At 38.1% G+C, this 15,975-nt stretch carries 15 protein-coding genes; all 15 read left to right on the top strand.

Annotated features, from left to right (window positions below):
• Positions 1-11 precede the first annotated feature (11 nt).
• The 15 genes from sucC to fliH all read left to right on the top strand — a co-directional run bounded on the left by sucC (position 12) and on the right by fliH (position 15,974).
• The gene (sucC, locus tag C9J29_RS01320) at positions 12-1,172 is read left to right on the top strand and encodes an ADP-forming succinate--CoA ligase subunit beta (RefSeq protein WP_008181283.1); all 1,161 of its coding nucleotides are present in this window, start codon (positions 12-14) and stop codon (positions 1,170-1,172) included.
• Positions 1,173-1,189: 17 nt separating this feature from the next.
• Complete coding sequence (sucD, locus tag C9J29_RS01315) at positions 1,190-2,092, top strand: succinate--CoA ligase subunit alpha (RefSeq protein ID WP_008181281.1); 903 nt, start codon at positions 1,190-1,192, stop codon at positions 2,090-2,092.
• Between the two features lie 169 nt (positions 2,093-2,261).
• Complete coding sequence (gene dprA / locus C9J29_RS01310; RefSeq protein WP_089985325.1) at positions 2,262-3,158, top strand: DNA-processing protein DprA; 897 nt, start codon at positions 2,262-2,264, stop codon at positions 3,156-3,158.
• Between the two features lie 91 nt (positions 3,159-3,249).
• Positions 3,250-5,328, top strand: a complete 2,079-nt coding sequence (topA, locus tag C9J29_RS01305) for a type I DNA topoisomerase (protein WP_008181277.1) — start codon at positions 3,250-3,252, stop codon at positions 5,326-5,328.
• An 18-nt stretch (positions 5,329-5,346) separates the two neighbouring features.
• Positions 5,347-6,660, top strand: a complete 1,314-nt coding sequence (gene trmFO, locus C9J29_RS01300) for an FADH(2)-oxidizing methylenetetrahydrofolate--tRNA-(uracil(54)-C(5))-methyltransferase TrmFO (protein ID WP_008181275.1) — start codon at positions 5,347-5,349, stop codon at positions 6,658-6,660.
• A 285-nt stretch (positions 6,661-6,945) separates the two neighbouring features.
• On the top strand, positions 6,946-7,845 hold the full coding sequence (gene xerC / locus C9J29_RS01295; RefSeq protein ID WP_008181273.1) for a tyrosine recombinase XerC: 900 nt from the start codon (positions 6,946-6,948) through the stop codon (positions 7,843-7,845).
• A 21-nt stretch (positions 7,846-7,866) separates the two neighbouring features.
• Entirely contained in the window at positions 7,867-8,412 is a 546-nt protein-coding gene (gene hslV / locus C9J29_RS01290; RefSeq protein ID WP_008181271.1) for an ATP-dependent protease subunit HslV, read from the top strand.
• Positions 8,412-9,812 (top strand): ATP-dependent protease ATPase subunit HslU, encoded by a 1,401-nt coding sequence (hslU, locus tag C9J29_RS01285; RefSeq protein ID WP_008181269.1) that lies wholly within the window; start codon positions 8,412-8,414, stop codon positions 9,810-9,812. Before hslV ends, hslU begins: the two co-directional genes overlap by 1 nt.
• Before the next feature lie 87 nt (positions 9,813-9,899).
• Positions 9,900-10,679 (top strand): GTP-sensing pleiotropic transcriptional regulator CodY, encoded by a 780-nt coding sequence (gene codY, locus C9J29_RS01280; RefSeq protein WP_025113928.1) that lies wholly within the window; start codon positions 9,900-9,902, stop codon positions 10,677-10,679.
• Between the two features lie 580 nt (positions 10,680-11,259).
• Positions 11,260-11,652, top strand: a complete 393-nt coding sequence (gene flgB, locus C9J29_RS01275; RefSeq protein WP_008180790.1) for a flagellar basal body rod protein FlgB — start codon at positions 11,260-11,262, stop codon at positions 11,650-11,652.
• A 3-nt stretch (positions 11,653-11,655) separates the two neighbouring features.
• Positions 11,656-12,117, top strand: coding sequence for a flagellar basal body rod protein FlgC (gene flgC / locus C9J29_RS01270; RefSeq protein ID WP_008180788.1), 462 nt, complete (start codon positions 11,656-11,658; stop codon positions 12,115-12,117).
• Between the two features lie 23 nt (positions 12,118-12,140).
• Complete coding sequence (gene fliE, locus C9J29_RS01265; RefSeq protein ID WP_025113930.1) at positions 12,141-12,446, top strand: flagellar hook-basal body complex protein FliE; 306 nt, start codon at positions 12,141-12,143, stop codon at positions 12,444-12,446.
• A gap of 119 nt (positions 12,447-12,565) precedes the next feature.
• Entirely contained in the window at positions 12,566-14,161 is a 1,596-nt protein-coding gene (gene fliF, locus C9J29_RS01260; protein WP_036123974.1) for a flagellar basal-body MS-ring/collar protein FliF, read from the top strand.
• Between the two features lie 15 nt (positions 14,162-14,176).
• Positions 14,177-15,190: a flagellar motor switch protein FliG gene (gene fliG, locus C9J29_RS01255; RefSeq protein ID WP_008180783.1), complete on the top strand. Its 1,014-nt coding sequence runs from the start codon at positions 14,177-14,179 to the stop codon at positions 15,188-15,190.
• Complete coding sequence (gene fliH, locus C9J29_RS01250) at positions 15,183-15,974, top strand: flagellar assembly protein FliH (protein WP_043990755.1); 792 nt, start codon at positions 15,183-15,185, stop codon at positions 15,972-15,974. Before fliG ends, fliH begins: the two co-directional genes overlap by 8 nt.
• The last annotated feature ends 1 nt before the right edge of the window (position 15,975 follow it).

Here is a 15,975-nt window from a genome sequence, read left to right as displayed (position 1 = left end):
GAGGATGTATTATGAATATCCATGAATATCAAGGGAAAGAGATTCTGAGAAAATATGGTGTAGCTGTACCAAACGGAAAAGTTGCTTTTTCCCCTGATGAAGCAGTGAAAGTAGCGAAGGAACTTGGCTCTAATGTAACTGTAGTCAAGGCGCAAATTCATGCAGGTGGACGCGGTAAAGCCGGTGGTGTAAAAATCGCTAAAAACCTTGACGAGGTACGTACGTACGCAAAAGAATTATTAGGGAAAATTTTAGTGACTCATCAAACAGGTCCTGAGGGAAAAGAAGTAAAACGCTTGTACATTGAAGAAGGTTCTGATATCCAAAAAGAATACTATTTAAGTTTAGTTTTAGACCGTGCAACTTCCCGCGTAACAATGATGGGATCTGAAGAAGGCGGTATGGATATTGAAGAAGTAGCGGAAACAAATCCGGAAAAAATCTTCAAAGAAGTAGTTGATCCAGTTGTTGGATTAACAAGTTTCCAAGCACGTCGTATGGCGTTTAATATGAATATTCCAGCAAACCTTGTAGGGAAAGCTGTTAAATTAATGTTAGGTTTATATCAAGCATTTATCGACAAAGATGCATCAATTGTTGAAATTAATCCACTTGTAGTAACTGGACAAGGCGATGTAGTGGCACTAGATGCTAAGTTCAATTTTGATGCGAATGCATTATACCGACATAAAGATATTGTCGAATTACGCGATTTCGATGAAGAAGATCCAAAAGAAATTGAAGCGTCAAAATATGATTTAAGCTATATTTCTTTAGATGGTAACATTGGCTGTATGGTTAATGGTGCTGGTCTTGCTATGGCGACTATGGACACAATTAGCTACTACGGCGGTAGCCCGGCCAACTTCCTTGATGTAGGGGGCGGTGCAACAGCTGAAAAAGTAACAGAAGCTTTCAAAATTATCCTTTCTGATCCACATGTAAAAGGCATTTTTGTAAACATTTTTGGCGGAATTATGAAATGTAACATTATCGCTGAAGGCGTTGTGACAGCTGCTAAAGAAATCGGTTTAGCTGTGCCACTAGTTGTACGTTTAGAAGGTACAAATGTAGAACTTGGAAAAGAAATTTTAAATGCATCTGGTTTAAACATCGTTGCAGCTGATTCAATGGCTGACGGTGCACAAAAAATTGTGGGACTAGTAGGCTAAGGAAGGCAGGGAGAACAATGGCTGTATTTATTAACAAAGATACGAAGGTAATTGTACAAGGGATTACGGGCGAAACAGCTCTTTTCCATACGAAGCAAATGCTTGAGTATGGTACTAAAATCGTAGCAGGTGTAACACCAGGTAAAGGTGGACTTGAAATCGAAGGAGTTCCTGTTTTCAATACAGTGGCAGAAGCTGTAGCTGCAACAGGCGCGACAACTTCAGTTATCTACGTTCCTGCTCCATTTGCAGCAGATGCTATTTTAGAAGCTGTTGATGCTGAATTAGAATTAACAATCTGTATTACTGAACATATTCCTGTTCTTGATATGGTGAAGGTTAAACGTTACATGGAAGGCAAAAAGACTCGCCTAGTAGGTCCAAACTGTCCAGGTGTTATTACAGCTGATGAATGTAAAATCGGTATTATGCCTGGTTATATCCATACAAAAGGCCATGTAGGAGTTGTATCTCGTTCTGGTACATTAACTTATGAAGCAGTACATCAATTAACACAAGCTGGCATTGGTCAAACAACAGCTGTTGGGATCGGTGGAGACCCTGTAAATGGTACTAACTTCATCGATGTTCTTGAAGCGTTTAATAATGACCCAGAAACGTATGCAGTAGTTATGATTGGTGAAATCGGTGGTACAGCTGAGGAAGAAGCAGCTGCATGGATTCAAGCGAATATGACGAAACCTGTCGTTGGCTTTATTGGTGGACAAACTGCACCTCCAGGCAAACGTATGGGGCACGCAGGTGCTATCATTTCTGGTGGTAAAGGAACAGCTGCAGAGAAAATTAAAGCTATGAATGCGGCAGGCATTGAAGTAGCAGAAACACCATCTGTTATTGGTGAAACACTGATTAAAGTAATTAAAGAAAAAGGGCTATACGAAAAGTGTAAAACCCATTAAAATGGAAGATGTAGCACATAGTTGCTACATCTTTTTCCTTATTTATACACTGTTTATCTCCCTTCATTAAACAATTTCCTATTTACTGTATTGAAAATTACATCACGAAGTTGTGTTCAAATCATCATGCGGTCATTTACTTTCTTCTATTATAAAGGAGGTTTATAGAATGATCCTTGCAGTTGATACACAGAGATTACTAGCTTTGCATTATGTATATCCTTTACCTCTTCAAAAACTTCAACGATTATTGTCCCCAGTGAACGTTTTAAACACTTTTGAAGAAGCTCATTATGATGAAATCGCAAATTTTTTACAAATATCGTCACATAAAGCATTGCAAATTTCTCGAAGCTTTCGACAAATTATGACAATCCCATTTGAAGAGGCCTATGCACGGGCCAATATTTTCCCCATACCTTTTTATCATCCTTATTTCCCGGCGCAATTATTTGAAATATCCAGTCCTCCTACTGTATTGTATGTGAAAGGTCAGTATTCCCTGTTAACAAACAAGAAACAGATAGCTATTATAGGCTCTAGGAAGGCTACAGCGTATTCGAAAAGAGCATTAGACCTAATTGTCCCATCACTAGTTCAATGGGGGTATACGGTCGTAAGCGGGCTAGCTAGAGGCGCTGATACAATGGCACATAGGGCAACAATCGATATGGGTGGGCACACAATGGCTGTGCTTGGGCATGGTTTTAATTATCTCTATCCAAAAGAAAACCAAATATTGGCGAAGGAAATGGCTAATCAACAGTTATTAATAACTGAGTATCCTCCATATATGAAACCCGAAAAATGGCATTTCCCAATGCGTAATCGAATCATTAGTGGTTTAGCTCAAGCGTTAGTTGTGACAGAAGCAGCGTTAAAAAGTGGTACGCTTATTACAACAGAACTTGCATTAGAGCAAGGGAAGGATGTATTTGTAGTACCGGGACCTATTGATGCAACACAGTCCAAGGGGACCAATCAATTACTTGTGGATGGAGCAATTCCAGTAATAAATGGTCATCAAATCGTTGAAACACTGGACCTGTTTTCTAACAAAAATTGAAAAAAAGTTGCATTATCTTAAAATCTGTTATACATTTTGCAACAGGTAACTTAAAAATTTAGTAAAAGACCTCGCTAAGGGGGAGACATAGATGGCGGATTATTTAGTGATTGTAGAATCACCAGCAAAAGCAAAAACAATTGAACGTTATTTAGGCAAAAAATATAAGGTGAAAGCATCAGTTGGACATGTACGAGATCTTCCACGTAGCCAAATGGGTGTGAGTGCGGAAAATAACTTTGAACCTAAATACATTACGATTCGTGGTAAAGGACCTGTTTTACAGGAATTAAAATCTGCGGCTAAAAAAGTGAAGAAAGTCTATCTAGCGGCCGATCCAGACCGCGAGGGAGAAGCGATTGCTTGGCACCTTGCGACTGCATTAAATATCGATATTAACTCGGATTGTCGAGTTGTATTTAACGAAATTACGAAAGATGCGATTATTGAGTCTTTTAAAAACCCACGTCCTATTAACATGGATTTAGTAGATGCACAGCAAACAAGACGTATATTAGATAGACTTGTTGGCTATAACATTAGCCCAATTCTTTGGAAAAAGGTGAAGAAGGGTTTATCAGCAGGCCGTGTACAATCAGTAGCGCTGCGCATGATTATTGATCGAGAAAATGAAATTAAAAACTTCCAACCAGAAGAATATTGGACGATTGAAGGTACTTTTGAAAAAGGAAAAAAATCGTTTGATGCACTTTACTATGGAAATGGCAAAGAAAAAATTAAGCTAACAAATGAGGAACAAGTAAAGACCGTTTTAAAAGGTGTTAAAGGGACAAACTTTAATGTTGTTAATGTTTCTAAAAAAGAGCGTAAACGAAATGCTGCACCAGCCTTTACAACTTCTTCGTTACAACAAGAAGCAGCGCGAAAATTAAATTTCCGAGCAAAGAAGACGATGATGCTTGCACAGCAATTATATGAAGGTATTGATATTGGTAAAAAAGAGGGAACAGTCGGTTTAATCACTTATATGCGTACCGATTCCACACGTATTTCTGAAACGGCAAAAACAGAAGCGGTTTCTTTCATCGAGTCAAAGTATGGAAAAGAGTATATTGCAACAGAAATAAAGCAGACGAAAAAGGCTTCAAATGCGCAGGACGCCCATGAGGCAATTCGTCCAACAAGTACGATGAGATCACCAGAGGAATTAAAGGCAGTCCTTAGTCGTGATCAGTTACGTTTATATCGCTTGATTTGGGAGCGCTTTATTGCAAGTCAAATGGCTCCGGCTATACTTGATACTGTGGCGGTAGATCTTCAAAATGGTGATGTTTTATTCCGTGCGAACGGCTCACAAGTTAAATTTGCAGGTTTTATGAAGCTTTATATCGAAGGTACCGACGATCAAACAGAGGAAACGACAAAGCTTTTACCTGAGATGGAAATTGGTGATCAAGTAAAATCGCTTGAAATTGAACCTAAGCAGCATTTTACACAGCCACCACCACGCTATTCAGAGGCGCGACTTGTTAAAACGATGGAAGAATTAGGTATAGGTCGCCCATCCACATATGCACCGACCCTCGATACAATTCAGCGCCGTGGCTATGTTGTGTTAGATGCAAAACGCTTTATGCCAACAGAGCTAGGCGAAATCGTACACCAACTCGTACTAGAATTTTTCCCTGATATCATCAATATCGAATTCACTGCACAAATGGAACAAGATTTAGATGATATTGAAGAAGGTAGTCGTCAATGGAAGAATATTGTGGAAGAGTTTTATAAAGACTTTGAAGTCCATGTTAAACATGCAGACGAGGCAATGGAGAAAGTAGTAATAAAAGATGAGCCAGCTGGAGAAGATTGTGAGCTTTGTGGATCACCAATGGTCTATAAGCTAGGGCGATATGGTAAATTTATGGCTTGCTCGAATTTCCCGGATTGCAGAAATACAAAAGCTATTATGAAACCTATTGGTGTAAAATGTCCATCGTGTGAAACAGGCGAAATTGTGGAGCGTAAAAGTAAAACGAAGCGTCTATTCTACGGTTGTAATCAATATCCGGAATGTGAATTTGTGTCTTGGGACAAACCAATTAGTAGACCATGTCCGAAATGTAGTGCATTATTAGTAGAGAAAAAGATTAAAAAAGGTGTCCAAATTCAATGTACAAAATGTGACTATGAAGAAGCACCAACACAATGATAGGAAGATGGTAAAATCATGACTGAACAAGTAGTAAATGTAATAGGAGCGGGCCTGGCAGGTAGTGAAGCAGCTTGGCAAATAGCAAAACGCGGTGTGAAAGTAAGACTGTATGAAATGCGTCCCGTAAAGCAAACGCCTGCACACCATACAGATAAATTTGCAGAGCTTGTTTGTTCTAACTCGCTACGTGCAAATGGCTTAACAAATGCTGTAGGTGTTATTAAGGAAGAAATGCGTATTTTTGATTCTGTCATTTTAAAGGCAGCAGACCAATGTTCTGTACCAGCTGGAGGAGCATTAGCAGTAGACCGTCATGAGTTTGCAGGTTATGTGACAGAGGCAGTGAAAAATCATCCATTGGTGGAGGTTATTCACGGAGAAGTGACAGAAATTCCTGAAGGTATAACAGTTATTGCTACAGGTCCTTTAACTTCGAAAGCTTTGGCTGAAAAAATTCAAGGTTTAACAGGTCTGGATTATTTATACTTTTATGATGCTGCTGCACCAATTATTGAAAAAGATAGTATAGATATGGATAAGGTTTATTTAAAATCTCGTTATGATAAGGGAGAAGCAGCTTATTTAAACTGCCCAATGACGAAAGAGGAGTTTGATCGTTTCCGTCAAGCATTAATCGAAGCAGAAGTAGTGCCTTTAAAAGAATTCGAGAAAGAAATCTACTTTGAGGGCTGCATGCCAATCGAAGTTATGGCAGCTCGTGGAGAGAAAACAATGCTATTTGGCCCAATGAAGCCAGTCGGACTAGAAGATCCGAAAACAGGGAAACGTCCATATGCCGTAGTACAACTTCGCCAGGATGACGCTGCTGGTACTCTTTATAATATTGTTGGCTTCCAAACACATCTAAAATGGGGTCCTCAAAAAGAAGTATTGCAGCTAATTCCAGGATTAGAGAACGTGGAAATTGTACGTTATGGTGTTATGCACCGAAATACCTTTATTAATTCACCAAAAGTGTTAGAAAAAACATACCAACTTCGTGAACAAAAGAATATTTTCTTTGCCGGTCAAATGACAGGTGTTGAAGGGTATGTTGAATCAGCTGGAAGTGGATTAATAGCTGGAATAAATGCAGCTCGTTTAGCATTGGGACATGAGCCAATCATTTTCCCATTCGAAACGGCGTTAGGAAGTATGGCGCGTTATATAACAGAAGCGCAATCGAAAAACTTCCAGCCAATGAACGTTAACTTTGGTATTTTCCCTGAATTACCACCTGGTCGCCGTTCAAAACCAGAGCGCGCTGAAATGCATGCAACACGCGCAATAAGCACAATTCACAATTTTGTGAATTCACAAACAATTTAATTGCCAAAAGCCTCTAAAAGTTGTTATACTCTTAGAGGCTTTTTCTTTTTGTAGATAAAATGCTTGCTTAGACATGTTTTATTATTTTGTATGGAGATTTTCTCAAAATATAACTAATTACACTTGCTATCTTACAAAGATAGGTATAGTGTCAATATGTATGTTTATTAATGATGGTTTACGATACAAACTTGTAAGAGATGACAAAGAATTATTTATCCGTTATATTACAAGTGTCAGTCATTTGAGAAAATTATTAATAAATTATTGGTGGTGAATCTTTCTATGTTAGTTTCGTCCCAAGATGCACTCGAACAGTTCATGCTTTATATCCAAGTTGAAAAGAACTTCTCTGTTCATACAGTGCGAGAATATGAATCAGACCTGCTGGATTTTTTGGCCTTCTTACAAGGGGAAGGAATTCATGATTTAGCGAGTGTTGAATATATACATGCACGTCTTTATGTAACAAAGTTGTACGACGAAAAAAGAGCAAGGGCTTCTATTTCTAGAAAAATATCCTCAATACGCTCCTTCTTCCGCTTTCTAAATAGACAGTATGGATTTGATGATGGGGCATTTCGTTCTCTTTATCATCCAAAAAAAGAATCTCGTTTACCAAATTTCTTCTATGAAGAAGAATTGATGCAGTTATTTGATGCGAATACCGGGGATGATTTGAAATCATTGAGAAATATGGCTATATTAGAGCTGTTATATGCGACAGGTATTCGTGTAAGTGAGCTGACTTCCATTCAAGTTAAGGATGTAGATTTTCATTATTCCATCATACGAGTTATGGGAAAAGGTCGGAAAGAACGAATTATCCCATTCGGTCAATTTGCGAGTTTAGCAATGCTGGACTACATAGAGCAGGCTCGTCCTAGATTGATGAAAAAGACTAATCATCAGCAATTGTTTGTCAATATGCGAGGTGGGGAACTTACTCCACGAGGGGTACGTCATGTTTTAAACGAAATGATTGACAAGGCCTCACTCCATACGAAAATTTACCCACACATGCTTCGCCATACTTTTGCAACACATTTATTAAACAATGGCGCGGATTTGCGAACGGTGCAGGAGTTATTAGGCCATTCGCATTTATCTTCTACACAGGTTTACACACATGTAACAAAAGAGCACCTACGTCAAACATATATGAATGCTCATCCAAGGGCATAATAGAGTTAAGGAGGAAAGCAGATGGGACAAATTCATGCGACTACGATATTTGCAGTTCATCATAACGGAGGCTGTGCCATGGCTGGTGATGGTCAAGTAACTTTAGGAAATGCAGTTGTGATGAAAGGTACAGCGAAGAAGGTCAGACGTCTGTTTAATGGGCAGGTTCTGGCAGGCTTTGCAGGCTCTGTTGCAGATGCATTTACACTATTTGAGATGTTCGAAGGCAAATTGAATGAATATAACGGTAATTTACAACGTGCTGCAGTAGAGGTTGCCAAGCAATGGCGCGGAGATAAAATGCTGCGCCAATTAGAAGCGATGCTATTAGTCATGGATAAAACAACTTTGCTACTTGTTTCTGGTACTGGTGAAGTCATTGAACCTGATGATGGAATTTTAGCCATTGGTTCTGGTGGGAATTATGCTTTATCAGCGGGTAGAGCATTAAAAAAATATGCAGGTGAAACGATGACTGCTCGTGAAATTGCTGAAGCAGCATTAGAAACAGCTGCTGAAATCTGTGTATTTACGAATCATAATATTATCGTGGAGGCGCTGAGCTAATGACGCAAAAAAATTTAACGCCAAGACAAATTACTGAGCATTTAGATCGTTATATTGTTGGGCAAAATGAAGCTAAGCGAGCTGTAGCCATTGCGTTGCGAAACCGCTATCGTCGTTCATTGCTAAATGAAGATATGAAGGCAGAAGTTATTCCTAAAAATATCTTAATGATTGGGCCAACTGGTGTCGGAAAAACGGAAATTGCCAGAAGAATTGCGAAGCTTACAAATGCACCTTTTGTAAAAGTGGAAGCGACAAAATTTACTGAAGTAGGTTATGTAGGTCGTGATGTTGAATCAATGGTCCGTGACTTAGTAGAAGCTTCTCACCGTCTTGTAAAAGAAGAAATGATGGAATCTGTTAAGGAACAAGCAGAGCAATTAGCAAATGAAGCGATTGTGAAACTTTTAGTCCCGTCATTGCGTAAGAAACAGAGCATGCAAAATCCATTCGAAATGTTATTTGGTGGGAAAGAACAAACTTCAACGGACGATACGTCGTCTGAGGAAACAGAAGTACGCTCTAAACGTGCACAAATTGCTATTGATTTACGAAATGGTAAATTGGAAAATGAATGGATTACGGTTGAGGTAACAGAACAAACTCCATCCATTTTTGATGCATTACAAGGCACGGGAATGGATATGTCCGCCAATAATGGTATGCAAGATATGCTATCTAGCTTAATGCCTAAAAAACAGAAAAAACGCCGTGTGCAGGTAAAGGATGCACGTCGTATTTTAACAATAGAAGAAGCAAATAAGTTGATAGATGCAGATGAAGTGGCACAGGAGTCAATTGTTAGAGCGGAGCAAACTGGTATTATTTTTATTGATGAAATCGATAAAATAGCTAGTAAAGAAGGAAATTCTTCTGCCAATGTATCTCGTGAGGGTGTACAACGAGACATATTACCAATAGTAGAAGGTTCAACTGTAACTACGAAGTATGGTGCTGTGAAAACGGATTACATGCTATTTATAGCTGCAGGAGCGTTCCATATGTCGAAGCCTTCAGATTTGATTCCGGAATTGCAAGGTCGTTTCCCAATTCGTGTAGAGCTTGAAAAATTAACAAAACAAGATTTTGTCCGTATTTTACAAGAACCAGATCAATCGCTCATTTTGCAGTATAAGGCATTGCTAGAAACGGAAGGTGTGGAAATCAATTTCACATCTGATGCCATTGAACGTATTGCGGAAATAGCCACAGAGGTTAATCAGGAAACAGATAATATCGGAGCTCGCCGTTTGCACACGATTTTAGAACGTTTACTAGAAGAGCTGTCGTTTGAAGCAGCTGAAATTGCACCAGCGAGTATACCGATCAACGCAGCTTATGTAGATCAAAAACTCGCAGGTATTGTAAAAAACAAAGATTTGTCACAGTTTATATTGTAAGATAAAGCTGATCAGTATCATTCAGTAGTAAAAAACTTTAGAATATTAAGTGAATACTCTTCGGATTATTTATAGGAGGAACATATAATGAATTTATTAGGAAAAACACGTAAAATTAACTCAATGCTACAAGCTTCTGCTGGTAAGCCTGTAAACTTTAAGGAAATGGCTGATACACTAGGAGATATTATTGATAGTAATGTCTATATTTTAAGCCGTAAAGGTAAATTATTAGGTATTTCAATTCACCAACAAATTGAAAATGAGCGTATGAAAAAAATGTTTGAAGAGAGACAATTCCCTGAAGAATACACACATAGCTTATTTACAATCTCAGAAACATCTTCTAATTTAGATATCCATAACGAACATACTGCTTTCCCTGTGGAAAACAAAGATCTTTTCCAAAACGCATTAACAACAATTGTACCAATCGTTGGTGGTGGTGAACGTTTAGGAACATTAATCCTTGCACGTTTATCTTCTCAATTTGAAGATGATGATTTAATTCTTGCAGAGTATGGCGCAACAGTAGTTGGCATGGAGATTTTACGTGAAAAGTCTGAAGAAATCGAAGAGGAAGCTCGTAGCAAAGCGGTTGTGCAAATGGCCATAAACTCACTTTCTTACAGTGAATTAGAAGCTATTGAGCATATCTTTGAAGAGCTTGATGGTAACGAAGGTTTACTGGTTGCCTCTAAAATTGCAGACCGAGTGGGAATTACACGCTCAGTGATCGTCAATGCATTACGTAAACTGGAGTCAGCGGGTGTTATTGAGTCTCGCTCTCTAGGTATGAAAGGAACTTATATTAAAGTGTTAAATGATAAGTTCTTAAATGCATTAGCTGAAATTAAAATGAAATAATTCTTCTTGAAGAAGATAATGAAGGCGTCTAGGTAAAACTAGGCGCCTTTTTGTATGCATTTCACTAGATATTTAGCGATGTAATTGATTGTTATTTTTTGTATAAATACAAATTTGGAGAATATTGATGTTTTTTGTTTCTTTTATCCTAATGTCGTTCATAAAATTGTCACTACAATTAGCATATAAAAATGAAATATGTGATACTTTAGAATAATGGTGAATAAACTGTTAATTGTCTATATTAGAATATTCAGCCATTTGTCGAACTAGTAAAATGGAACCTTAAATTAATTTCATTTTAAAAGGCGATAAAGCTCATAAAAAGGCAAATTTAATACTAAAATCGTAAACACTGTCGAAATAGTGTAAAATAACTAGATGTTAACCAACCTTTCATGAAGCCTAGAGCTACAAGGGATGCAGGAGTATTGTCCCGGTTGAGACGTTAAAAAAATAGGGCGTATATACTATTAAAAAGTGACAAAAGACAATAGACACTAGGTAGCATCTTAATTACAATTGTATTATTGAATATATTAACAAGTACATAGAATTTAATAAATTGAGGTGAACAGTTTTGAATTTATTTGGAGGAACTATTAGTAGCTTGGAAAATGGACTTTCCTATGCGACTTTGAATCATAAAACAATCGCAAACAATATTGCGAATGTCGATACACCTAATTATAAGGCGAAAAATGTTAGTTTTAAGGATATGTTGGCGGAACAAAAGGATATCTCTATTTCTGCCTATCGAACTGACAATAGACATTATGATTTCACAATTCGACAATCTACACCTGGTGTCAATAATATAGAAAATCTACGATACCGAAATAATGGCAACGCAGTAGATATGGATGCTGAACAGGCAAAATTAGCAGAAAATCAAATTTACTACAATGCTTTAATTGATCGTGTAAACGGGAAATTAAACACATTAAACACAGTTATTAAAGGAGGTAAGTAATAGATGTCTATTTTCCATGGGATGAATACCACTGCCTCAGCTTTAACTGCACAACGCTTACGCATGGATGTTATTTCTTCTAATATGGCAAACATGGATACAACTCGAGCTCGTCAAGTTAATGGGGAGTGGGAGCCATATCGACGGAAGTCCGTAACGTTTACAGCACAAGAAGGACAATTTTCAAAGTTTATGAATGTAGCACTTGGGAAAGACGCCAAAAGCGGTGTTGGTAATGGTGTGAAAGTAACTCGTATTGCAGAAGACCGAGAAACACCTTTCAAACTTGTTTATGACCCAACTCATCCAGATGCAAATGCAGATGGTTATGTCAATTTGCCGAATGTCGACCCATTAAAAGAAATGGTAGATTTAATGTCAGCCACTCGTTCTTACGAGGCAAACGTAACAGTATTTAACGCAAATAAATCTATGCTTACAAAGGCATTAGAGATTGGTAAATAAATAAGAAGAAAGGAAGATACATAATGACAATTTCGTCCGTTTCGCTAATGACACCTACTCAGGTTGTAAATGAAACAAATAAACTTAATACGACACCTTATGAAGCCCAACAAAGCTTCGCGAACTCGTTAAAAGAGGCAATAGCCAAAGTTAATGACCAGCAAATCACATCCGATAATTTTACTCAAAAGCTAATTAAAGGTGAAAATGTGGAATTGCATGAGGTAATGATTGCTTCACAAAAGGCGAGCATTACATTAAACGCAACAATTGAAGTTCGCAATAAGGTGATTGAAGCTTACCAAGAAATAATGCGAATGAGCGTTTAATCTTTTATTGAGGGGGGAGAGCCCCTCTCAATGCAGATTAATGACTACCTAAATGGTGGGCTCTTGAAGTTCGCAAATTATTGATGGCTAGGTTATTCACTATAACCGGAGGATTCATAATGAATGAACGATTGACGAAAATAAAAAACGACACCAGTCAATTTTGGAAAAGTCGAAGTAAAAAGCAAAAAATAGTTATGATTGGCTCCTTGGTAGGCGTCATCGCTCTTGCTGCAATTGTAACGTTTTTCGCTTCAAAAACTACATATGTTCCACTTTATAAAGATTTATCTACAAGAGAAATTGGACAAGTAAAGGAAGCACTGGATTCACAAGGTGTAACATATCAAATTGCGCCAGGCGGAACATCTATTTTAGTGCCTGAGGAGCAAGTTGACTCCTTATTAGTGCAATTAGCATCAGAAGGATATCCACAAACGGGTACGATTGATTACTCATTTGCAAACAGTTCAGGGTTTGGGATGACAGATAACGAATTTAATCTATTAAAAAAAGCAGCCACTGAAACTGAAATTGCTAAGCTTTTTAGAAACCTTGAAGGCGTTAAAGATGCAAAGGTAATGATTACTGTCCCTGAAGAAGGGGTCTTCGTAACAGATGTGAAAGAGGATGCAACTGCATCTATCGTATTAAATACAGATCCAGGATATAAATTTACAGAGCAGCAAATTACAACTATGTATAATTTGGTGTCAAAAAGTATTCCGAATTTAAAAACTGAGAACATCGTAATCTCTAACCAATTCTCAGAGTACTTTGACTTGAATGCAGCCACAACAGATGGAACATCTACAGCAACGGCTGAAGGTCAATTACAAATGAAAAAGTTAGTCGAACGTGATCTACAACGTCAAGTGCAAAATATGCTTGGTACGTTGATGGGCCAAGATAAAGTAATGGTTTCTGTCACTACGGATATTGACTTCAAGAAGGAAAATCGCGAAGAAAATCTTGTGACACCTGTTGATGAAGAGAATATGGAAGGAATTGCCATTAGTGCTCAAAGAATTACTGAGCAATATTCTGGAACAGGGGCGGCAGCCGCTACTGGAACACCTGAAGCTGAAACAACTACTGATAACTTTACTACCTATAATGAAGGTACATCGGGTAACGGTGATTATGAACGTACAGAAGAAACTATTAACAATGACGTGAATCGTATACGTAAAGATATTCAAGAAGCACCTTATAAGGTGCAAGATATTGGAATTCAAGTGATTGTTGAACCACCAACAGCAACAGATGCAGCGTCATTACCAGACGGTGTTCGCGAAGATATTGAGAAAATTTTAAGCACGATCGTTCGTACAACGATTTCTAAAGACGTAGCAGCTGAGCTTACTCAAGAGCAAATTGATGAGAAAGTAGCCGTATCTGTACAGCCTCTATATGGTAAGGCCACACAGGTTGCTGATGAAAAACCAATGATTCCTTGGTGGGTTTGGGTTATTGGCGGTATCTTATTAGCTGTTATTGTATTGTTAGCATTCTTCATTATCCGTTCTCGTAAACGTGCGCAGGAAGAAGAAGAGCTAAGTATCCTAGAAGAACAAGAAGATTTAATGATTGACGATATTAATGAAGAAATTGAAACGGAAGCTACAATGCGTCGTAAGCAGCTAGAAAAAATGGCAAAAGATAAGCCAGACGATTTTGCGAAGTTACTGCGTAGTTGGATTGCTGAAGACTAACTAGGAGGTTCGGCTGTGTCCAAGAAAGATAAGGAATTAACCGGAAAACAAAAGGCCGCTCTCTTGTTAATTTCATTAGGACCTGAAGTTTCAGCTTCAGTCTATAAACATTTAACAGAGGAAGAAATCGAACGTTTAACATTAGAAATTTCAAGTGTTAAAAAAGTAGAATCAAACGTCAAGGAAGAGATTATAGAAGAATTCCACAATATTGCGCTAGCTCAAGACTATATCACGCAAGGTGGTATTGGTTATGCGAAAACAGTATTAGAAAAAGCGCTAGGTGTAGAACAAGCTCAGACGATCATTAATCGTCTGACATCTTCGTTACAAGTGCGACCGTTTGATTTTGCACGGAGAGCTGATCCGGCACAAATTTTTAACTTTATTCAAAATGAACATCCACAAACAATTGCCCTCATTCTTTCTTATTTAGAAGCAGGGCAAGCGGGAGTGATTTTATCTTCATTACCACAGGAAGTACAGGCTGACATTGCAAAACGTATAGCTGTTATGGAATCGACTTCACCAGAAGTAATTAGTGAAATTGAATCGGTGTTAGAGCGTAAATTATCATCTACAGTTACCCAAGATTACACTGAAACTGGTGGTATTGATGCAGTCGTTGAAGTACTGAATGGTGTTGATCGACAAACTGAGAAAACGATCCTTGATGCACTTGAAATTCAAGATCCAGAGCTTGCAGAAGAAATCAAAAAACGCATGTTTGTATTCGAAGATATCGTTACACTCGACAATCGTTCCATTCAACGTGTTATTCGTGATTGTGAGAACGAAGACTTACTGCTTTCAATGAAAGTGTCAAGCGAAGAAGTAAAAGATATTATTTTCCGCAATATGTCTCAACGTATGGCTGAAACATTTAAAGAAGAAATGGAAATTATGGGGCCTGTACGTTTACGTGACGTAGAGGAGGCCCAATCTCGAATTGTTGCTGTTATTCGCCGCCTAGAGGATGCTGGTGAAATCATTATTGCACGTGGTGGAGGAGATGACGTCATTGTCTAGAATCATCCGTTCAATTTACACTCAATCCGATAGCGATAATGTAAAAGAGATACAAATTCGCGATATGTTTGAAGGATTTGATTTGGAAGATGGTGATGATGCTTCATCCCAACATCAATTAACAATAGAAGAAATAATGGCTGAGCGAGATCGTTTGCTTGCAGAGGCTAGAGCTTCTTTACAAGCAGAACGTGAAGCATTTGAGCAAGAAAAGCACATGCACTATCAAGAGATTGAGCATTTGAAGTTAAGTTGGGAAGAAGAAAGACCGAATCGAGTTCAAGAAGCCTATGATGAAGGCTTTGGCCAAGGCTATGAAGACGGTGTGAACAAATCCACTGAAGCAATGGCCGAGTCACTTCAAACTGCGAATGAGGTCATTAATCAAGCAAAAGAAAACGCAAAAAAATATATTGATGATCAAGAAGCTGTGGTGCTAGAGCTTGGTCTAACGACAGCAGAACGAATAATTGGCACATCTTTAGAACGTGATCCCGATCTATTTGTGTCGATTGTTCGTAGAGGCTTAAAAGAAGCTAGAGAGATGAAAGAAATTAAAATTTATGTGTCGCCAACCTATCACGCTTTAATTACTGCTAATCGTGATGAATTAGCGGAAATGTTCCCGGTTGATGTACCATTCATGATTTTTGTTAATGAAGATTTGAACAATGAAACAGATTGCTATATCGAAACAAATCATGGACGTATAGTTGTGAGCATCGATGAGCAATTGAACGAACTAAGATTAAAGCTTCATGAAATATTAGAAAGTAGGGAATGAT

This window comes from Lysinibacillus fusiformis, from assembly GCF_003049525.1.
GTDB lineage: Bacteria > Bacillota > Bacilli > Bacillales_A > Planococcaceae > Lysinibacillus > Lysinibacillus fusiformis.
The sequence above is the reverse complement of the archived record's forward strand: the minus strand, read 5'-3'. Positions and strand labels throughout refer to the sequence as shown.

Coding starts and splice junctions, on each gene's coding strand:
- sucD (WP_008181281.1), top strand. CDS start 1,190: ATGGCTGTATTTATTAACAAAGATACGAAGGTAATTGTACAAGGGATT.
- dprA (WP_089985325.1), top strand. CDS start 2,262: ATGATCCTTGCAGTTGATACACAGAGATTACTAGCTTTGCATTATGTA.
- fliE (WP_025113930.1), top strand. CDS start 12,141: ATGACAATTTCGTCCGTTTCGCTAATGACACCTACTCAGGTTGTAAAT.
- xerC (WP_008181273.1), top strand. CDS start 6,946: ATGTTAGTTTCGTCCCAAGATGCACTCGAACAGTTCATGCTTTATATC.
- fliF (WP_036123974.1), top strand. CDS start 12,566: ATGAATGAACGATTGACGAAAATAAAAAACGACACCAGTCAATTTTGG.
- hslV (WP_008181271.1), top strand. CDS start 7,867: ATGGGACAAATTCATGCGACTACGATATTTGCAGTTCATCATAACGGA.
- sucC (WP_008181283.1), top strand. CDS start 12: ATGAATATCCATGAATATCAAGGGAAAGAGATTCTGAGAAAATATGGT.
- flgC (WP_008180788.1), top strand. CDS start 11,656: ATGTCTATTTTCCATGGGATGAATACCACTGCCTCAGCTTTAACTGCA.
- hslU (WP_008181269.1), top strand. CDS start 8,412: ATGACGCAAAAAAATTTAACGCCAAGACAAATTACTGAGCATTTAGAT.
- trmFO (WP_008181275.1), top strand. CDS start 5,347: ATGACTGAACAAGTAGTAAATGTAATAGGAGCGGGCCTGGCAGGTAGT.
- codY (WP_025113928.1), top strand. CDS start 9,900: ATGAATTTATTAGGAAAAACACGTAAAATTAACTCAATGCTACAAGCT.
- topA (WP_008181277.1), top strand. CDS start 3,250: ATGGCGGATTATTTAGTGATTGTAGAATCACCAGCAAAAGCAAAAACA.